General features: G+C 71.6%; 18 protein-coding genes and 1 pseudogene. 16 read left to right on the top strand and 3 right to left on the bottom strand.

What is annotated here, in order from left to right:
- The 6 genes from RMN98_RS20045 to RMN98_RS20020 form a co-directional block, all read left to right on the top strand.
- Positions 1 to 1,866, top strand: a 1,866-nt coding sequence (locus tag RMN98_RS20045) for an aconitate hydratase (protein WP_309650586.1), incomplete at its 5' end; no start/stop codon positions are given.
- A 142-nt stretch (positions 1,867 to 2,008) separates the two neighbouring features.
- On the top strand, positions 2,009 to 2,989 hold the full coding sequence (locus tag RMN98_RS20040) for a glycosyl hydrolase (protein ID WP_309650585.1): 981 nt from the start codon (positions 2,009 to 2,011) through the stop codon (positions 2,987 to 2,989).
- Positions 2,990 to 3,098: 109 nt separating this feature from the next.
- A complete protein-coding gene (locus RMN98_RS20035; RefSeq protein ID WP_091111919.1) occupies positions 3,099 to 3,398 on the top strand; it encodes a thiamine-binding protein in 300 nt (99 codons plus the stop codon).
- Between the two features lie 179 nt (positions 3,399 to 3,577).
- Positions 3,578 to 4,123, top strand: coding sequence for a DUF3105 domain-containing protein (locus RMN98_RS20030; RefSeq protein ID WP_309650584.1), 546 nt, complete (start codon positions 3,578 to 3,580; stop codon positions 4,121 to 4,123).
- Entirely contained in the window at positions 4,123 to 4,524 is a 402-nt protein-coding gene (locus RMN98_RS20025; protein WP_309650583.1) for a YjbQ family protein, read from the top strand. The genes RMN98_RS20030 and RMN98_RS20025 overlap by 1 nt, the downstream gene beginning before the upstream one ends.
- A gap of 37 nt (positions 4,525 to 4,561) precedes the next feature.
- A complete protein-coding gene (locus RMN98_RS20020) occupies positions 4,562 to 4,933 on the top strand; it encodes a hypothetical protein (RefSeq protein WP_309650582.1) in 372 nt (123 codons plus the stop codon).
- A gap of 207 nt (positions 4,934 to 5,140) precedes the next feature.
- On the opposite strand, the gene RMN98_RS20015 is transcribed toward RMN98_RS20020, so the two are convergent.
- The gene (locus tag RMN98_RS20015) at positions 5,141 to 6,088 is read right to left on the bottom strand and encodes a glycosyl hydrolase family 18 protein (protein ID WP_309650588.1); all 948 of its coding nucleotides are present in this window, start codon (positions 6,086 to 6,088) and stop codon (positions 5,141 to 5,143) included.
- A 42-nt stretch (positions 6,089 to 6,130) separates the two neighbouring features.
- Between RMN98_RS20015 and RMN98_RS20010 the strand changes: the two genes are divergently transcribed.
- The 9 genes from RMN98_RS20010 to RMN98_RS19970 all read left to right on the top strand — a co-directional run bounded on the left by RMN98_RS20010 (position 6,131) and on the right by RMN98_RS19970 (position 15,900).
- Complete coding sequence (locus tag RMN98_RS20010) at positions 6,131 to 6,553, top strand: NUDIX domain-containing protein (RefSeq protein ID WP_309650581.1); 423 nt, start codon at positions 6,131 to 6,133, stop codon at positions 6,551 to 6,553.
- A complete protein-coding gene (locus RMN98_RS20005; RefSeq protein ID WP_309650580.1) occupies positions 6,550 to 7,491 on the top strand; it encodes an SMP-30/gluconolactonase/LRE family protein in 942 nt (313 codons plus the stop codon). The genes RMN98_RS20010 and RMN98_RS20005 overlap by 4 nt, the downstream gene beginning before the upstream one ends.
- Before the next feature lie 40 nt (positions 7,492 to 7,531).
- On the top strand, positions 7,532 to 9,445 hold the full coding sequence (gene dxs / locus RMN98_RS20000; protein WP_309650579.1) for a 1-deoxy-D-xylulose-5-phosphate synthase: 1,914 nt from the start codon (positions 7,532 to 7,534) through the stop codon (positions 9,443 to 9,445).
- 47 nt (positions 9,446 to 9,492) lie between these two features.
- Positions 9,493 to 10,800, top strand: a complete 1,308-nt coding sequence (locus tag RMN98_RS19995) for a hypothetical protein (RefSeq protein WP_309650578.1) — start codon at positions 9,493 to 9,495, stop codon at positions 10,798 to 10,800.
- A 43-nt stretch (positions 10,801 to 10,843) separates the two neighbouring features.
- A complete protein-coding gene (locus RMN98_RS19990) occupies positions 10,844 to 11,803 on the top strand; it encodes a homocysteine S-methyltransferase family protein (RefSeq protein ID WP_309650577.1) in 960 nt (319 codons plus the stop codon).
- Entirely contained in the window at positions 11,800 to 12,777 is a 978-nt protein-coding gene (locus tag RMN98_RS19985; protein ID WP_309650576.1) for a PAC2 family protein, read from the top strand. Before RMN98_RS19990 ends, RMN98_RS19985 begins: the two co-directional genes overlap by 4 nt.
- 7 nt (positions 12,778 to 12,784) lie before the next feature.
- Complete coding sequence (locus tag RMN98_RS19980; RefSeq protein WP_309650575.1) at positions 12,785 to 13,663, top strand: acyl-CoA thioesterase II; 879 nt, start codon at positions 12,785 to 12,787, stop codon at positions 13,661 to 13,663.
- A complete protein-coding gene (locus RMN98_RS19975) occupies positions 13,660 to 14,547 on the top strand; it encodes an acyl-CoA thioesterase II (protein ID WP_309650574.1) in 888 nt (295 codons plus the stop codon). Before RMN98_RS19980 ends, RMN98_RS19975 begins: the two co-directional genes overlap by 4 nt.
- 126 nt (positions 14,548 to 14,673) lie before the next feature.
- Positions 14,674 to 15,900 carry a M23 family metallopeptidase gene (locus tag RMN98_RS19970; RefSeq protein ID WP_309650573.1) on the top strand — a complete coding sequence of 409 codons (1,227 nt, stop codon included), beginning with the start codon at positions 14,674 to 14,676 and terminating at the stop codon, positions 15,898 to 15,900.
- A 27-nt stretch (positions 15,901 to 15,927) separates the two neighbouring features.
- On the opposite strand, the gene RMN98_RS19965 is transcribed toward RMN98_RS19970, so the two are convergent.
- Complete coding sequence (locus RMN98_RS19965) at positions 15,928 to 16,803, bottom strand: MaoC/PaaZ C-terminal domain-containing protein (RefSeq protein ID WP_309650587.1); 876 nt, start codon at positions 16,801 to 16,803, stop codon at positions 15,928 to 15,930.
- A gap of 5 nt (positions 16,804 to 16,808) precedes the next feature.
- Positions 16,809 to 18,143, bottom strand: coding sequence for a 3-oxoacyl-ACP reductase (locus RMN98_RS19960; RefSeq protein WP_309650572.1), 1,335 nt, complete (start codon positions 18,141 to 18,143; stop codon positions 16,809 to 16,811).
- A gap of 155 nt (positions 18,144 to 18,298) precedes the next feature.
- Between RMN98_RS19960 and RMN98_RS19955 the strand changes: the two are divergent.
- Positions 18,299 to 18,760, top strand: a pseudogene (locus tag RMN98_RS19955) (acetyl-CoA C-acyltransferase); the annotation flags it as partial.

Genomic DNA, 18,760 nt, shown 5'->3' with positions numbered 1-18,760 from the left:
CTCACGATCACCGAGATGCTGCGCAAGCACGGCGTCGTCGGCAAGTTCGTCGAGTTCTACGGACCCGGTGTCTCGGTCCTGCCGCTCGCCAACCGCGCGACCATCGGCAACATGAGCCCGGAGTTCGGCTCGACGATCGCGGTCTTCCCGATCGACCAGCAGACCATCGACTACCTGCGTCTCACCGGTCGCTCCGAGGAGCAGCTCGCGCTGGTGGAGTCCTACTCCAAGGAGCAGGGCCTCTGGCACGACCCCGAGGCCGAGCCCCGCTTCTCCGAGAAGCTCGAGCTCGACATGGCCACCGTCGTCCCGTCGCTGGCCGGCCCCAAGCGTCCCCAGGACCGCGTCGAGGTCACCAACGCCGGCCCCGCGTTCGTCGAGGCGCTCAAGGACTACACCGACAACCCCGACGCCACCGCCGAGATCGACCTCGACGGCGCCAAGCACACCATCGGCCACGGGGCGGTGACGATCGCGGCGATCACGTCGTGCACCAACACCTCCAACCCCTCGGTCATGATCGGCGCGGGCCTGCTGGCCAAGAAGGCCGTGGAGAAGGGCCTGCAGCGCAAGCCGTGGGTCAAGACCACGCTGGCGCCCGGCTCCAAGGTCGTCTCGGACTACTACGAGAAGTCCGGCCTCACGCCCTACCTCGACAAGCTCGGCTTCAACCTCGTCGGCTACGGCTGCACCACCTGCATCGGCAACTCCGGCCCGCTCATCCCCGAGGTCTCCGCCGCGGTGAACGAGGCCGACCTCGCGGTCGTCTCGGTGCTGTCGGGCAACCGCAACTTCGAGGGTCGGATCAACCCCGACATCAAGATGAACTACCTCGCGTCCCCGCCGCTGGTCGTCGCCTACGCGCTGGCCGGGTCGATGGACCTCGACCTCTTCAACGACGCGCTGGGCCAGGACCAGGACGGCAACGACGTCTTCCTCAAGGACATCTGGCCCACGCCGAGCGAGGTCGAGGAGGTCATCGCGAGCGCGATCACCTCGGAGATGTTCGACAAGGGCTACGCCGACGTCTTCGCCGGCGACGCCCAGTGGCAGGCACTGCCCACCCCCGAGGGGAAGACCTTCGCGTGGGACCCCGAGTCCACCTACGTCCGGAAGCCTCCCTACTTCGACGGCATGCCCGACGAGCCCGAGGCGGTCACGGACATCGAGGGCGCCCGCGTGCTCCTCAAGCTCGGCGACTCGGTCACCACCGACCACATCAGCCCGGCCGGGGCCATCAAGAAGGACTCGCCTGCCGGTCACTACCTCGCCGAGCACGGCGTGGGGCAGCGTGACTTCAACTCCTACGGCTCGCGACGCGGCAACCACGAGGTCATGATCCGCGGCACCTTCGCCAACATCCGGCTGCGCAACCAGCTGGCACCCGGCACGGAGGGTGGCGTCACGCGCGACTTCACCGCTGGTGGCGAGGTCACCTCGGTCTTCGAGGCCTCCGAGCACTACGTCGCGGCCGGCACCCCGCTGGTCGTGCTGTCGGGCAAGGAGTACGGCTCCGGATCGTCGCGCGACTGGGCCGCCAAGGGCACCGCGCTGCTGGGCGTCAAGGCCGTCATCGCCGAGTCCTACGAGCGGATCCACCGCTCCAACCTGATCGGCATGGGCGTCCTCCCGCTGCAGTACCCCGCGGGAGAGAACGCCGAGTCGCTGGGTCTGACGGGTGAGGAGACGTTCACGATCACGGGCGTCACCGAGCTCAACGAGGGCCGAACGCCCAAGACCGTCAAGGTGAAGGCCGACGGCGTCGAGTTCGACGCGGTCGTCCGCATCGACACCCCCGGCGAGGCCAACTACTACCGCAACGGCGGGATCATGCAGTACGTCCTGCGCAACCTGCGCAAGGCCTGACCCACCCGCAGCACCCTCACGACGCGAGCATCCCCGGTCACGGTGGTGCTCGCGTCGTGCGTCGTGCACGGCACCCCACCTGTTTGTTACCCATTTGTGGAAAAGCCGCCACGACGGCCACATCGACGCCGAAGATGGAGCCATGACCGCGATCGTGAGCCGCTTCGTCGCCACAGCCCCGGTGCTGATGGCGGTGCTGGTGGCGGTGCTGGTGGTCGCACCCGGGTCCGCCACGGCTTCCCTGAGCCGCCCGCGGGTGACGGCGCCCGCGGCGATGGTCTTCGCGGTGAGCCTGCCGGACGCACCCGGCAGCATGGCGTCGTTGGAGGACCTGTCGGCCCGCTTGGGCCGCCGCCCTACGCAGGTCATGTGGTACGACGCCTGGTCGCGGGGCACCGGCTTCCCGACGCAGCAGGCGGCCGCCGTCGCCGCCTTCGGCGCCACGCCCGTGATCACCTGGGAGCCGTGGGACCCCGCTCTCGGCACCGACCAGCCGGCGTACGCCCTCAAGACCATCGCCGCAGGTCTGCACGACACCTACGTCACGGCCTGGGCCAAGCAGGCGCGGGCGTACGGCAAGCCGGTGACGCTGCGCTTCGCGCACGAGATGAACGGCACCTGGTATCCCTGGGCGGCCGGCGTCAACGGCAACACCGCCGCCGACTACGTGGCGGCGTGGAAGCGGGTCCGCGGCATCTTCACCCAGCAGAAGGCCACCAACGTCTCCTGGTCCTGGTCGCCCAACGTGCCCTACCCGGGCAGCACGCCCATGGCGTCGCTCTACCCCGGCGACGCCCAGGTGAGCACCGTCGCCCTCGACGGCTACAACTGGGGCGGGCTGCTGCCGGGCACCACCTGGCAGAGCTTCCTCGACGTCTTCGACGACGGTCTCGCCGAGGTGCGCTCCTTCACCGCCAAGACGATCGCCGTCGGTGAGGTCGGCGCACCGGAGGTCGGCGGCGACAAGGCCGCCTGGATCCGCGACATGTTCGCGACGCTGGCCACCCGGCCGGGGGGACTCACCGGCTTCACCTGGTTCAGCCACCTCAAGGAGGCCGACTGGCGCATCGACTCCAGCCCGGCGGCCTTCGAGGCGTTCCGCACGGGGCTCGCGACCTACTGAGCAGAAGCAGGGCTGGGGGCCCTGCGCGAAGGCCGGGCGAGCAGAGGGCCCTCGCGCGCTGCCACGTCCGGTCGAGGAGGGGCTCAGGGCACTTGGCTACGGTGGCGCCATGATCGTTGCCTTCAGCATCAGCCCGACGTCCGGGGACGAGACCGGGGGTGTCTCGGAGGCCGTCGCGGCGGCCGTCCGCGTGGTCCGGGAGTCCGGGCTGCCCCACGAGACCAACGCGATGTTCACCAACATCGAGGGGGAGTGGGACGAGGTGATGGCGGTGGTCAAGCGTGCCGTCGACGTCGTCGCCGAGGTCTCGCCCCGCGTCGGCCTCGTCCTCAAGGCCGACATCCGCCCCGGCTGGACCGACCAGATGACCGCGAAGGTCGAGCGCCTCGAGCGCGCGCTGGAGGACTGATGTCAGAGCAGCTGCCGCCACCCCCAGGTCCGCAGCCGGGATGGGCACCACCCGTGGCGGGCCCGCCACCGGCCGCGTCGCCGTACGGCGTCCCGCTGGGCCCGCCGCCGCAGGGCCCGCCTCCGGGCTGGTCGCCACCACCACCGCCACCGCCCGGCCAGGGCACAAAGGTCGCGATCGTGCTCGGCGTGGTGGGCGCGGTGCTGGTGATCGCCCTGGCGGTGCTGGTGCCCCTCGCGGTGAGCGCGAGCCGGGAGGACGAGCGGGTCGCAGTCGACACGACGCTCGACGCGGTCGAGGTCTTCGACGGCATGCCGACGACCCACGACGACGGGGAGATCATCTACGAGCAGTCACCGCCGGTCGGTGGCCCGCACAACTCGGCCTGGCTCGACTGCGGTGCCTACGACGCCCCGGTCCCGGAGGAGAACGTCGTCCACGACCTCGAGCACGGCACGGTGTGGATCACCTACGAGCCCGGCCTCGACCAGGACGAGGTGGACGCGCTGGCCGACGTGCTGCCGCAGAACGGCATCCTGTCGCCCTACGAGGACCTGCGTGCGCCCGTGGTCGTCACCGTGTGGGAGCGGCAGCTGGAGCTGACCGGTGCGGACGACCCACGGCTGGAGATGTTCATCCGCGAGTTCGGCGCGGGGGAGACCGCCCCGGAGCCGACGGCGTCGTGTGCCGGCGGCCTGCGACCCGACGGCGGGACCAACGCATGATGGCCTCGCAGACCCGCACCTACCGCACCGGCGGGGCCGAGGCGGTCCTCGACCTCACGCGGGACTGCGAGGAGATGGTGCGGGGTCGAGGCGACGGGTTGCTCAACGTCTTCGTGCCGCACGCGACTGCGGGGCTCGCGATCATCGAGACAGGCGCCGGGTCCGACGACGACCTGCTGGCGGCGCTGGGCGACCTGCTGCCGGCCGACGACCGCTGGCGACACCGGCACGGCTCGCCCGGTCACGGACGTTCCCACGTCATGCCGGCGATCGTGCCCCCGACGGTGACGGTGCCCGTGATCGGTGGACGCCTGGCCCTGGGGACCTGGCAGAGCGTGTGCCTGGTCGACCTCAACCTGGACAACCCCGAGCGTGAGGTGCGCTTCAGCTTCGTGGAGTGACGGCGTCGTCGAACGCATGTTCGACTATGATCGATCCATGAAACCCCTCGTCGCACCCCCGGGCTGGCCGCGCGAGGTCCGGCCTCCGGACGCCCCTGACTGGGAGGCGAGTGCCGCCGCGTGGCTGCTCGACCTCTGCCCGGCCGACTACCGCACCTATGCCGGGCTGCGGCGTCACGTGGTGGTGCTGGCACGCTTCGCGGTGCTCCACGTCGAGGCCAACGAGGCGGCCTGCCGTCGTGGGCTCAGCGAGGCGAGGGCGTCGTTCCGCGAGGTCGCCAGCGACGAGGTCATCGAGGCCGCGCTCCAGACCCTCCAGCTCGAGCAGGCACGGCTGATGGGCATCCGGCGCGCGGTCGGGCTGGTGGAGGACGCGGTGCGCGGTCGTCGCTATGTCGCGCGGCTCTGATGTCTGCGTCGGAGCGTCGGAGCGTCGGGTGGGCGGGGTCGGGTCGTGGGCGGTGACTCGTGGGAGGTGCCGGCAGGCTGTCATCGCCCACCCGTCACCTCTGGGCACCGGGGGTCCCAAGACTTCCCACGGCGACACGCCACCGACCACGGGGTGCACGCCGTGGGGAGTGGCGGTTCGTCTGCATCCCTTGGGGAAGCGGAGCGATCAGCCCCGCGCGGGCAGCCGATCGGCGGAGCCGAGACGCCAGAGCGCGACACCGTGCAGCCCGAGCTCCTCGGCGAGCGCGACCCGGCGGTCGAAGGAGCGCCCGTCGGACCACCAGAGCACGGTGCCGTTGGAGAGCTCGGCCCGCCACTCGCCATGGCCCTGCTTCCAGACGGCCGTCGCGTCGTCGGCGCGCACCAGGCGTCGGGCGCCGGCCACCGTGACCGTGCCACCGGAGCGGCCGCGCGGCCAGGTGTAGCCGTAGCCGGCGACGCCCAGGTCGAGCCGGGCCGCGGGCACGGCGTCCAGAGCGGCCTCCACCGCCCGACGCTGCCAGTCGGTCGGGCCGATCGGGCCGGGGCCGGACCAGGTCGGGCCGTGCAGGTCGTAGGTCATCAGCACGACCGTGTCGGCGGCGCGACCCAGCGCCGCCATCCGATAGCCGCGTGAGCGGTAGGCCGCGAGGCTGGTGGAGGCGCTGACGTCGATCGAGACGGTCCGGGCCTCGGGCATGGCGGACTGGAGCGCGCGCACCAGCCGCACCAACCCTGCCGCGTCCACCCGTCGCACGAGCTCGAGGTCGACGTTGACCCCGCCCCAGCCCTGGGCACGGACGACGCCGGCCATCCGCCGGGCGACGCGGTCGACGTGGGTCGGGCTGCTCAGCAGCCGGTGCGCGGCGCGCTCGTCGAAGCCTGCCTGGCGGTTGCTGTAGTTGCTCAGCAGCAGCTCGGAGCGCAGTCCCTCGCGACGGGCGGTCCCCGCCAGGCGTCGTACGTCGGCAGTCGGGCGGGCCACCCACGCACCGTCGGCGGTGATGCTGACCCCGGCCACGCTCAGCGTCGTCAGCCCGCGCGCGTTGTCGGCCACCAGCCGGTCGGTCGCGCTGCCGAGGGCGAAGCCCGTGACGGACAGGACGGTGGCGAGCGTGGCGGCCAGGAGCGACATCACCGGCCCACCCTCGCACGCGCGGCGGCTAGCGTGGCGCCCGTGCACCACTTCGCGAGCGTCGCCCTCGTTGACCGCAGGGGCAGGATCCTGCTCCAGGAGCGGGACTCCCACCCGCGGATCGACCCGGACTGCTGGGGCTACCCGGGTGGTGGCGTCGAGCCCGGGGAGACCTACGAGCAGGCGGCCTACCGCGAGCTCGAGGAGGAGACCGGAGTGCGGCTGGAGCCGGGCACGCTCGAGCTGGTGGGGGAGTTCCGCTTCTGGAGCGAGGCCTGCGGCGGGACCGACGAGTTCCGCCTGTACACCGCGGGCACCGACCTCACCGAGGTCGAGTGCCACGAGGGCCGGCAGATGGTCTTCGTCGATGCCGAGGTCGCCCAGGGCCTCGACCTGACCGCGTCGGCGCGCCTGACGCTGCGAGACTTCCTCGCGTCCCCGATCTACGCCAAGGTGGCCCCATGACCTCGACCCTGCGCGTGATCCCCGTCCCCGGCCCTGGCGCGGAGGACGTCGTCGTCGGCACCAGCGGCCCCGACGAGGGCGCCGTCTTCACGGGGACCGAGGACGGCGCGATCTTCCGGATCAGCCACGACGGACAGAAGGTCGACCGGGTCGCCCACACCGGTGGCCGTCCCCTCGGCATCGAGATCGACCCCGACGGCCGCCTCCTGGTCTGCGACGCGCACGTCGGTCTGCTGCGCATCGACACCGCGAGCGGCGCGATCGAGCCCGTCACCGACAGCGTGGCCGGCACCAGGATGGTCTTCTGCAACAACGCCGCGATCGCCTCCGACGGCACGGTGTGGTTCAGCGACTCCTCGACCAGGTACGGCATCGAGAAGTGGAAGGACGACATGGTGCAGAACACCCGCACCGGTCGGCTGATGAGGCTCTCGACCGACGGCACCGTCGAGGTCGTCCTCGACGGGCTGGGCTTCGCCAACGGAGTGGCGCTCTCGGCGGAAGAGGACTTCGTCTGCGTCGCCGAGACGGCCGGGCGCACCGTCGTACGACGCTGGATCAGCGGCGACCGCAAGGGCATGCGCGACCTCCTCTGCTCCAACCTCCCGGGCTACCCCGACAACATCGCCCGGGGCAGCGACGGCCTGATCTGGGTCACCATCGCGAGCCCGACCGACCCGGTCCTGGAGCGCCTCCAGACCGCCCCCATGGCCCTGCGCAAGCTGGCCACCAGGCTCCCCGAGGCACTGCAGCCCAAGCCGAAGCACACCGTCCGCGTGCAGGCCTACGACAGCGCCGGCACGCTGGTCCACGATCTCGACGTCGACCCGCAGGAGAGCGGTGTGAGCTATCACATGGTCACCGGGGTGCGTGAGCACGAGGGACGGGTCTGGATGGGCAGCCTCCACGAGGGCGCGGTCGCCGTGCTGGAGCGCTGACGGATCGGTGAACCGCCGACGGACCCGTAAACTCGACGACATGGGTGTCCTCGACTCGATCGCCGGACCGCGCGACCTGCGCGGGCTCACCGACGACCAGCTCACGACCCTGGCCGCGGAGATCCGCGACCAGCTCGTGCAGGCGGTCTCGCGCGTGGGCGGGCACCTGGGTCCCAACCTCGGGGTCGTCGAGCTCACCCTCGCGATCCACCGGGTCTTCGACTCACCGCGTGACCGGGTCGTCTTCGACACCGGCCACCAGGCCTACGTCCACAAGATGCTCACCGGCCGGGCCGCCGACTTCGTCAGCCTGCGCAAGGAGGGCGGCCTCTCGGGCTACCCCAGCCAGGCCGAGTCACCCCACGACATCGTCGAGAACTCCCACGCCTCGACCGCGCTGAGCTATGCCGACGGCATCGCCAAGGCCTACGCGATCCGTGGCGAGGACCGCCACACGGTCGCCGTCATCGGCGACGGCGCCCTCACCGGGGGCATGGCCTGGGAGGCCCTCAACAACATCGCGATCGCGCGCGACTCCAAGCTCGTCGTGGTCGTCAACGACAACGGTCGCTCCTACACCCCGACCATCGGCGGTCTCGCCACGGCGCTGACCTCCCTGCGCACCAACCCGCGCTACGAGCAGGTGCTCGACATGGTCAAGAAGCGCCTCAACGCCGTGCCCGGTGTCGGTCCCGCCGCCTACGACGCGTTGCACGCGATGAAGAAGGGCCTCAAGGACGCGCTCGCCCCGCAGGGCCTCTTCGAGGACCTCGGGCTCAAGTACGTCGGTCCTGTGGACGGCCACGACCGCGACGCCATGGAGCACGCGCTCGCCCACGCCAAGAAGTTCGGCGGTCCGGTCATCGTGCACGCGATCACCCGCAAGGGCTTCGGCTACGACGCGGCCGAGCAGCACGAGGCCGACCAGTTCCACTCCCCGCAGCCCTTCGACATCGAGACCGGCGAGGAGAAGGTCCGGGGCCGCATCTGGACCGACGTCTTCGCCGACGAGATGGTCCACCTCGGCGCCCGCCGCAAGGACGTCGTGGCGATCACTGCCGCGATGATGCACCCGGTCGGGCTCGACCAGTTCCAGGCCCGCTACCCCGAGCGCACCTTCGACGTCGGCATCGCCGAGCAGCACGCCGCGACCTCCGCGGCCGGCCTGGCGATCGGGGGCCTGCACCCCGTGGTGGCGATCTACGCGACGTTCCTCAACCGGGCCTTCGACCAGGTCCTCATGGACGTCGCCCTGCACCAGTGCGGGGTGACCTTCGTGCTCGACCGCGCCGGCGTCACCGGCGACGACGGCGCGAGCCACAACGGCATGTGGGACATGTCCATCCTCCAGGTCGTGCCCGGCCTGCGGCTCGCCGCACCGCGCGACGCGACCCGGCTGCGCGAGCTGCTCAACGAGGCCGTCGACGTCGACGACGCCCCCACCGTCGTGCGCTTCTCCAAGGGTCCGCCTCCGGCCGACATGCCCACGCACGCCAAGGCCGGCAACGCCGACGTGCTGGTGCGCTCGGGCGCCAAGGACGTGCTCGTGGTCGCCGTCGGATCGATGTGCGAGGTCGCCGTCGAGGTCGCGGAGCGCCTCGGTGCCCAGGGCATCGGGGTCACCGTCGTCGACCCCCGCTGGGTCAAGCCGGTCGACCCTGCGATCGTCGAGCTCGCCCGCGAGCACCGGCTCGTGGTCAGCGTCGAGGACGGCGGCCGCATCGGTGGCTGTGGGGCGGTGCTGCTGCAGACCCTCAACGACGCCGGCGTCACGACGCCCTTCCGCCTGCACGGCATCCCGCAGGAGTTCCTGCACCACGCCAAGCGCGCCGCCATCCTCGAGAAGATCGGCCTGACGCCCCAGGCGATCGCGCGTGGCATCGTCGAGGACATCACCGCGCTCGACACGGTGGGCACCGACGAGTCCGTGGTCGATGTCGACCACCAGCTCTGAGGCACGAGGAAGGGGCGGGCTCCATCAAGGCACTCGTTCTCGGGATCGTGGCTTGCCTGGCGCTGGCCGGGTGCTCCAGTGCGCCTGATGACGCAGCGCCCCAGGCCGCCCCGAGCGGGTCTGTCGCACCCAACGAGACCACGGTCCCGGTCCCACCCGACCTGCTCGCCGAGTTCCGCGGGCTGCTGACCCGCCGCGCGGACGCCGTACGACGAGGGGACCGGGCCGTCTTCGAGCGCGGCGTCGCGAAGGGTCGCCCGACGTTCCTGGACGAGCAGCGCACCTACTTCGACAACCTGACCCAGCTCCCGATCGCGGAGCTGGCCTACGCCGTCGACCGGGGGAGCCTGCTGCGCGAGGGCGACGACTACTGGGTGGCCGTCGACGTCGTCCTCCAGCTCGAGGGCTTCGACGCCCTGCCCGTCACCATGCGCGACCGCTACCGCTTCTCGCCGTCCCTGCGCGACCCCGGGGCCTTCGTGCTCAGCTCTGTCACCGACCCGGCCTGGGAGCAGCTCAACGACACCCAGCCCCAGCCGTGGGACCTCGGACCCATCGACGTGGTCCGCGGCGTGGGGGTGCTGGGCATCTTCGACGACGCCAGCCTGGGGTCCTCAGCCGGGCTCGTGTCGTCGGTGGAGCGGGGGATCGCGGACGTCGCGGCCCAGGTGCCCTACGACTGGGACCGCAGCGTCGTCCTCTACGCGCTGTCCGACCCGGCGTTCCTGAGCAGCATCGACGACCTGCCGGGGGGTGACCCGACCGCCATCGACGGGGTGGCGTTCCCGGTCGACGCCGGCCCCGGCAGCACCGAGATCGCCTCCACGCGCTTCGTCCTCAACCCCACGATGCTCGGCAGGGACGGGATCGAGCGCGACCGCCTGGTCCGGCACGAGCTCACGCACGTGGCGCTGGGACAGCGCGACGACCAGGCGCCTGCATGGCTCAGCGAGGGTCTTGCGGAATACGTCTCCGTGCAGCCGCTGGCACCCGAGGACCGACGCATCACCCAGGACGCCATCGACGCGGCCGAGACCGGGGGCGACGCCCTGCCGGACGACGAGACCTTCAACGGCGACGCGTCCTCGGCCAACTACGGCCTGTCGTGGTGGGCCTGCGAGTACGTCGCGGCGACCTACGGTCCCTCGATGCTCTGGACGCTGCTCGACTACGTCACGGTCCCCGGTGCCGACCCCGGCAAGCGGATGCAGATGGCGATCGGGCTCAACTCCCGCCAGCTCGCCCGAGCCGGGGCCGAGCTGCTGATCGCGACGTTCGACCCGGCGTTCCTCGAGCCGAGCCCCAGCCCGACCCCCAGCCCGACCCCCAGCCCGACGGCCACCCCGGTGGGGTGAGAGAGACCTTGCCGTCGGGCAGGAGCGGGAGGACATTGGTGGCGTGGGCACCCCCGCGTTGCTGGGAGGCAACGACTTCGTCACCGACGGCGGTCTCGAGACCGACCTGATCTTCAACCACGGCCTGGACCTGCCGGAGTTCGCAGCGTTCCCGCTCGTCGACGACGCCGCCGGGCGGGCACTCCTGCGTGACTACTTCCAGGGCTACGTCGAGATCGCCCGTCGCGCGGGCAGCGGGCTCCTGCTCGAGACGCCGACCTGGCGGGCCAACCCCGACTGGGGGCTCCGCGTCGGCTACGACCGCCGCAGCCTCGACCTCGCCAACCGCCAGGCGGTCCACCTGCTCACCGAGCTGCGCGCCGAGCGACCGGTCGACGGACCGGTCCTGATCAGCGGCACGGTCGGTCCGCGCGGCGACGGCTACGTGGCGGGGGAGCACACCGATCCCGACGAGGCGGCTGCCTACCACGCACCCCAGCTCGCTGCGCTCGCCTCCGCGGGGGCCGACCTTGCCACGGCGTACACGCTGACCGGCACCGGGGAGGCGATCGGCGTCGTCCGGGCCGCGCGAGAGGTGGGGCTGCCCGTCGCGATCTCCTTCACCGTCGAGACCGACGGCCGGCTGCCCGACGGCAGCACGCTCGCGGATGCGGTCGCCGTCGTCGATGCGGTCGACGCTCCCGACTGGTTCCTCGTCAACTGCGCGCACCCGCTCCACGTCGAGCCCGGATTGGCGGGCCGCGCAGACGACGGCACGGGCGGCGGTGCTTGGCTGGACCGGATCGTCGGGCTGCGGCCCAACGCCTCGACCCTCACGCATGCCGAGCTCGACGCCAGCGAGGTCCTCGACCCGGGGGACCTGGACCTCCTTGCGAGCTCGTTCGAGCACCTGCGCGCGCTGTTGCCGCAGCTCCAGGTCGTGGGCGGCTGCTGCGGCACCGACGTCCGCCACGTCGCCCGCCTCTGGGGGCAGCGACCGCAGGGGCATATCGTTCCCCCGTGACCACCGAACCCCGGCTCGTCCACATCCTCGACGAGGTGCCAGAGCTCGACGACACCTCGTCGCTGACCATGGTGGTGGTCCTCGACGGCTTCCTCGACGCGGGCAACGCGGCCGCGATCGCCAGCCGCCACCTCGTCGCGCTGACCGAGGGCCGGGTCGCCCCGGCCGGCACGGGCCAGAGCTTGGGGGCCCAGAGCAACGGACCGGTCGTCGCGACCTTCGACGTCGACCAGTTCCACGACTACCGCGCCCGCCGCCCCGCGATGTCCTTCGTCCGCGACCACTACGAGGGCTATGACGCCCCGCGCCTGGTCGTCCGTCTCCTGCACGACTCCGGGGACACTCCCTACCTCCTGCTGCAGGGCCCCGAGCCCGACAACCGGTGGGAGGCCTTCGCCCGCGCGGTGCTCGAGGTCGTCGAGCGCTTCGGCGTGACACGCGTGGTGAGCATGGGATCGGTGCCGATGGCCGTGCCGCACACCCGGCCCATCGCGATCACCCACCACGCCAACAACGCCGACCTCATCTCCGGTGACAGTCCCTGGCGAGGCGAGCTGCGCATCCCCAGCAGTGCGCAGGCGCTGCTCGAGGTGCGCCTGGGCGAGTGGGGCCACGACGCCATGGGTTTCGTCGCCCACATCCCGCACTACCTCGCCCAGCTCGACTATCCGCGGGCGTCGCTGGCGCTGCTCGAGAACGTCGAGAAGGCCGGTCGCCTGATCGTGGACCTCACCGACCTCCGCGCCGAGTCCGAGGACCGTGAGGAGGAGGTCGCGCGCTACCTGTCCTCCAACGAGGAGGTCGCCGACGTGGTCGAGGCCCTCGAGCGTCAGTACGACGCGTTCGAGCGCGCCGAGGAGTCCGGCGCCAGCCTGCTCGCCGACGACCAGCCGCTGCCCACGGGCGAGGAGATCGGTCAGCAGTTCCAGCAGTTCCTGGCCGGCCTCGAGGGCCCCGACGAGCAGCAGGGCTGAACGCGCCGTGCCTCGCGACGCCGACGAGCTCGTGGCGCTTCTCGACCTCGAGCGCCTCGACGACAATCTCTTCCGTGGGCACCAGATGCCCTCGGTCCTGCCGCGGGTGTTCGGCGGCCAGGCCGCAGCCCAGGCCCTGGTGGCCGCGAGTCGCACGGTGGACCCGTCCTACGCCGTCCACTCGCTGCACTCCTACTTCCTCCAGCCCGGCGACACCGGGGCGCCCACGATCTTCGACGTCGACAACCTGCGCGACGGCAGGTCGTTCGCGACCCGGCGGGTGCTGGCGCGTCAGCACGGCCGCCCGATCTACGCCATGACGGCCAACTTCCAGCGCGCCGAGGAGGGCTTCGACCACCAGGAGCCGATGCCGGAGGTGATCGCCCCGGAGGACGCGATCGACGCTCGCGCCGCGAGCCGCGCGGCCGATCCCGGACGCGACTCGGCGATGGACTCCGAGTGGGACGTCGTCGACTTCCGCTACGTCGGCAGCTCGGCCGACGGCCGGCTGCCCGAGGACGGCGAAGAGACGGCGCGGCAGCGCTTCTGGCTCCGGGTCTCCTCGGCCCTGCCCGACGACCCGTTCTGGCACGTGGCCGCGTTCACCTACCTCTCCGACATGACCTTGATGGGTGCGGCCCTCGCTCCGCACGGCGTGCGCATGGGCAGCCCCGACACGCTGATCGCCTCGTTGGACCACGCGGTGTGGTTCCACCGGCCGTTCCGTGCCGACGAGTGGTGGCTCTACGACCAGGTCTCCCCGGCGGCGGCCGGCGGGCGGGGCCTGGTGCTCGCGAAGGTCTACACCCAGGACGGCACGCTCGGGGCGACCGTCGCGCAGGAGGCGCTGCTGCGCCGTCGTACGACGTCAGGAGGTGCGACATGAGCGAGTCGACCCCCACTCCGGCGCAGGAGCTCGTGGCCCTGCTCGACCTCGAGGACATCGACGTCGACCTCTTCCGCGGCGCCCAGCCCGACTCCGCCCGGGCCCGGGTCTACGGCGGGCAGGTGGCCGCGCAGGCACTGATCGCCGGCACGCGCACGGTCGAGCCCGACTACGTCGTGCACTCCCTGCACTCCTACTTCCTGCTGCCCGGCGACTACCAGGTGCCGATCATCTACGACGTCGAGCGCATCCGCGATGGTCGCTCGTTCGCGACCCGGCGCGTGGTCGCCCGTCAGCACGGCCGACCGATCTACTACCAGACCCTCGACTTCCAGCGGGCCGAGGAGGGCCTCCTCCACCAGGACCAGATGCCGTCGGTCGGCAGCCCGGCCGACGGCTTCGACCTCGTCGACCTGATGCGGGCTCGCGGCAACGCGGAGGCCGACGCCCTGGGCAAGGAGTGGGCGGCGCTCGACGTGCGCTACCTCGGCAACTCGCGCATCGGTCTTACCCCCGACCCCCAGCACCCGGCCCAGGCGCGGATGTGGATCCGGATCAACGGCGAGCTCGGCGACGACCCGCTCGTGCACCTGGCGGCCTTCACCTACGCCAGCGACGTCAGCCTGCTGGGGGCGTCGTTGACGGCCCACGACGCCTCGCCGTCCCGGACCCAGATGGCCTCCCTCGACCACACCATCTGGTTCCACCAGCCGTTCCGCGCCGACGCCTGGTGGCTCTACGACCAGTGGTCGCCGTCCGCCAGCGGCGGGCGTGGGCTGTCGCTGGGACGGATCTTCGCCGAGGACGGGACCCTGGTCGCCACGGTCGCCCAGGAAGGGCTGATCCGGCCGCTCCAGGAGCGGGAGCCGGTCCAGTCGCCCTAGCATGACACCGATGTAGTTCGTGACAGACACGCCGATGTCGTGGTTACGTGTGATCACTTCTGTGACTGCTGGCATCCGTGGTGTGCGTGTGACTCAGCGTCGCTCCGACGTCCGAGGTGCTCCGCGATGCCCCGAGCCTGCCGCCGGCCCGGCCTGTGTGCCGCCCTGACGACCGGAGTCCTGAGCGTCGCCGCATTGAGCGTCACGGCGGCGCCCGGCCATGGCGCGGCCCCCGCGGTGGGCTTCGAGATGCCGTTCCCGTGCGCCCAGTCGTGGACCGGCACGACGCGCTCGGGCCACAGCCCCAGCGCGCGCGCGATCGACTGGAACCGCGCCGACGACGACGGCATGCCCGTCGTCGCCTCCGCGCCGGGCGTGGTCGCCACCGCCGTGCCGGGCGGCACGCGCGGCTACGGGCGCTACGTCGTGGTGGAGCACGCCGACGGCGCCCAGACCTACTACGCGCACCTCTCCGCGGTGAGCGTGGTGAAGGGGCAGAGCGTCGACCAGGGCGCGCTCCTCGGTCGTGTCGGCACGACCGGCAACAGCAGCGGACCGCACCTGCACTACGAGCAACGTGCCGGTGGCTCCGTCGCCGAGCCGTGGTTCCACGGAGCGCGCTTCGTGATGGGCAGCACCCAGGCGTCCCAGAACTGCGTGGACGTCCCGGTCGCCGGCAACTTCCTCGGTGACACGACCGCCGAGCTGGTGGTCTACCGCCGCGCGGAGAGGGCGACCTTCGAGATCCAGCGACCCGGCACCGCCCCCAAGGTGCTCCGCTTCGGCACGGCCACGGACCAGCCCGTCGTGGGCGACTGGGACGGTGACGGCCGGCTCAACCCCGGCGTCCGCTCGCCGGCGACGGCCACCTTCAGCCTGAGGATGCCCTCGGGTCTCCAGCAGGTGGTGCTCGGTGCCGCCGCCGACGTGCCGGTCGCAGGGGACTGGGACGGCGACGGTCGCTGGGAGGTCGGCGTACGACGAGCGGTCGACGGGGTCTTCCGGCTGCGCGCTCCCGACGGGGCGCTGACCGACGTACCCCTCGGTGACCTGGGCGACCTCCCGGTCACCGGCGACTGGGACGGCGACGGGGACACCGACCTGGGGGTCTACGACGTCGCGAGCGCGACGTTCACCCTGCGGCGCGTCGACGACGACGGCGTCGCCTGGCTGGCACAGGTCGCCTTCGGCTCGGGCGACGACCTGCCGGTCACGGGGGACTGGGACGCCAACGGACGCACCGACCTCGGCGTCTGGGACCCGACCAGCGCCACCTTCACGCTCCGGCAGGCCCCCGAGCCCACGGCGGCCCGGGCCGACACCTCGTCGGTCAGCTTCGGTCGGAGCCGCTGACCAGGTCGCCGCACCCGGGGTCCCGCCCTAGAGAGCGGTCGTGGCCCCGACGAGGTGGGGCGCGCCGTTCTTCGGGTTCGTCAGGGAGAAGGCGAAGCCGTCGTTGGTCGGCGTGGAGCCGAAGGCCACCGTGCCGGGCAGCAGGATGGGCTTCTTGAAGGCGACGTCGACGCGGACGGCGTCGGGCAGCCGGTTCTCCAGCGCCGCGATGCAGCGCGCCTTGCTCCACATGCCGTGGGCGATCTGGCGCGGGAAGCCCAACGCCTTGGCCGTCAGCGGGTAGAGATGGATCGGGTTGTGGTCGCCGGACACCGAGGCGTAGGTGCGCCCGAGGTCGCCCGGCAGGCTCCAGACGGTGCCGGTCGGAGCCGCGTCGGGGAATGACGAGCCCGCGGAGGCGGACTCGTCGCCCCTGCCGCGGCGCAGGTAGGTCGAGGTGCTCTCCCAGACCAGCTCACCGTCAGTGCGTGCCTCGCTGACGAAGCGGAAGATCGTGCCCTTGGGGTGGGGCTCGGAGGCACCCACCGTGACCTGCAGGGCCAGGCTCTCGCCGATCGCGACCGGGCGGTGCCCGGTGATGGAGTTCTCCAGGTGGACCGTGCCGATGGCCGGGGCCGGGAAAGCCGGCTCGGTCATGATCGCCATGTGCAGCGGGAACGCCAGCATGTGCGGGTAGGTCAGGGGAGCGACGTCCTTCGTCGGGAAGCCGCACACCCGCGCGTAGGCGTCGACGTGCTCACGGGTGACCTCGGTCGTCGGGCGGGAGAACGACAGGCCGTCGAAGCCGGCCGGCGAGGCCTTCTTGATGCCGGGCAGCGAGCCGAGGACCGGGAGGGACGGCAGGGCCGCCTTGAGCAGGAGGCTCAGGCCGCCGGGGGCGTCCTGGAGCATGCGGGTCTCCATCGCGGTCACGCGCCCAGCATCATCTGGCCGCAGACGCGGACGACGTTGCCGTTGACGGCGCTGGAGGCGGGGTTGGCGTACCACGCGATGGTCTCGGCAACGTCGACCGGCAGACCACCCTGCGACATGGCGTTGAGTCGCTGCCCGACCTCGCGGGTGGCGAAGGGCACGGCCGCGGTCATCGCGGTGATGATGAAGCCGGGGGCGACGGCGTTGATGGTGATGCCGTCCTCCAGCTCGTCGGCGAGCGAGTCGACGAACCCGATGACACCGGCCTTGGAGGCGGCGTAGTTGGTCTGGCCGACGTTGCCGGCGATGCCGGCGATGCTGGCCACCCCGACGATGGAGCCGCCCTTGTTGACGACACCCTGGTCGAGCAGCTCCCGGGTGATCAGCTCGGGGGCCGTCAGGTTGACCGCGATCACCGAGGCCCAGCGCGACTCGTCCATGTTGGCGAGTTTCTTGTCACGGGTGATCCCGGCGTTGTGCACGACCACGTCCACGCCGCCGTGCTTCTCCTTGAGGTGGTGGGCGATGCGCTGGGGCGCGTCCTTGCCGGTGATGTCGAGGGTCAGCCAGTCGCCGTCGAGCTCGGCCATCAACCCCTGGAGCTCGGAGGCGGCCTGGGGCACGTCGACGCCGACGACGGTCGCACCGTCGCGGTGGAGCACGCGGGCGATCTGCTCGCCGATGCCACGGCTGGCCCCGGTGACGAGCGCGACCTTGCCGGTGAGCGGCTTGGTCCAGTCGATGACGGCGGGGACCTTGGTGGTGCCGTGGGCGCCGATGCGGACGACCTGGCCCGAGACATAGGCGGACTTGGGGGAGAGCAGGAAGCCCAGCGTGCTGGTGGCGGCGGCCTCCGCGCCCTCGGCGACGTAGACGACCTGGACGGTGCCGCCGCGACCGATCTCCTTGCCGAGGCTGCGGGTGAAGCCCTCGAGCGCGCGCTGGGCGACCCGCTCCGAGCCCTCGACCAGCTCCGGCGGCGTGCCGAGCACGACGACGCGCGGGCAGCTGGTGAGCTTGCGCATCACCGGGGTGAAGAAGTCACGCAGCGCCTCGAGCTCCGCGGCCGAGGCCAGGCCGGTGGCGTCGAAGACCAGGCCCTTGAAGCGGGCGTCGTCCTCGACGGTCTGCGTCGAGGAGATGCCGAGGGTGTCGAGGAGGCCGGGGAGCGACTCGGCCAGACGGCCGCGACCACCCACGAGCACGGTCCCGTCGACCAACGGTGCGCCCTCGACGTACCGGTCGAGCTTCATGGGGGCGGGCAGGCCGAGGTTCTTGACGAGCAGCTTGCCGAGGGGGGACTGGGTGAAGCCCTGGTAACGGTCGCTCATGGGGTGGTGAGTCCTCCGGGTGTCGTGGGTGCGTGCGCCATCGAGCCGCTCGCGTGGCAGGAAACATGTAACTCCAGGTGTAACTCGGAGTCCACATTTCGTGACCTGCCCCTCATTGGCTTCTCTGCAGGCGGTCCTGGGGACAGGATGTGCGCATGATCGAACGTACCCGCCGGGTCGCCGTCATCGGCGGCAACAGGATCCCCTTCGCCCGCTCCAACACCGTCTACGCGGGGGTGTCCAACCAGGACATGCTGACCGCCGCGATCGACGGCCTGGTCACCCGCTACGGCCTCGAGGGCGAGCGCCTCGGGGAGGTCGTCGCCGGCGCCGTGCTCAAGCACGCCCGCGACTTCAACCTCACCCGGGAGGCCGTGCTCGGCTCCAAGCTCTCGCCCGAGACGCCCGCCACCGACATCCAGCAGGCGTGCGGCACCGGCCTGCAGGCGGCCATCCAGGTCGCCAACAAGATCGCTCTCGGCCAGATCGAGGTCGGCATCGCCGGCGGCACCGACACCACCTCCGACGCGCCGGTCGCGATCAGCGACAAGCTGCGCAAGAAGCTGATGAAGGTCAACGCCGCCCGTGACACCAAGTCGCGCCTGGCCGCCCTGGCC

This window comes from Nocardioides sp. (assembly GCF_031397825.1).
GTDB lineage: Bacteria > Actinomycetota > Actinomycetes > Propionibacteriales > Nocardioidaceae > Nocardioides.
This window is presented reverse-complemented; position numbering and strand designations above follow the sequence as displayed.

Excerpts from the sequence above, each read along its gene's own strand:
- RMN98_RS19965 (WP_309650587.1), bottom strand. The coding sequence starts at position 16,803 with ATGGAGACCCGCATGCTCCAGGACGCCCCCGGCGGCCTGAGCCTCCTG.
- RMN98_RS20040 (WP_309650585.1), top strand. The coding sequence starts at position 2,009 with ATGACCGCGATCGTGAGCCGCTTCGTCGCCACAGCCCCGGTGCTGATG.
- RMN98_RS19960 (WP_309650572.1), bottom strand. The coding sequence starts at position 18,143 with ATGAGCGACCGTTACCAGGGCTTCACCCAGTCCCCCCTCGGCAAGCTG.
- RMN98_RS20035 (WP_091111919.1), top strand. The coding sequence starts at position 3,099 with ATGATCGTTGCCTTCAGCATCAGCCCGACGTCCGGGGACGAGACCGGG.
- RMN98_RS20005 (WP_309650580.1), top strand. The coding sequence starts at position 6,550 with ATGACCTCGACCCTGCGCGTGATCCCCGTCCCCGGCCCTGGCGCGGAG.
- RMN98_RS19975 (WP_309650574.1), top strand. The coding sequence starts at position 13,660 with ATGAGCGAGTCGACCCCCACTCCGGCGCAGGAGCTCGTGGCCCTGCTC.
- RMN98_RS19970 (WP_309650573.1), top strand. The coding sequence starts at position 14,674 with ATGCCCCGAGCCTGCCGCCGGCCCGGCCTGTGTGCCGCCCTGACGACC.
- RMN98_RS20025 (WP_309650583.1), top strand. The coding sequence starts at position 4,123 with ATGGCCTCGCAGACCCGCACCTACCGCACCGGCGGGGCCGAGGCGGTC.
- RMN98_RS20020 (WP_309650582.1), top strand. The coding sequence starts at position 4,562 with ATGAAACCCCTCGTCGCACCCCCGGGCTGGCCGCGCGAGGTCCGGCCT.
- dxs (WP_309650579.1), top strand. The coding sequence starts at position 7,532 with ATGGGTGTCCTCGACTCGATCGCCGGACCGCGCGACCTGCGCGGGCTC.
- RMN98_RS20015 (WP_309650588.1), bottom strand. The coding sequence starts at position 6,088 with ATGTCGCTCCTGGCCGCCACGCTCGCCACCGTCCTGTCCGTCACGGGC.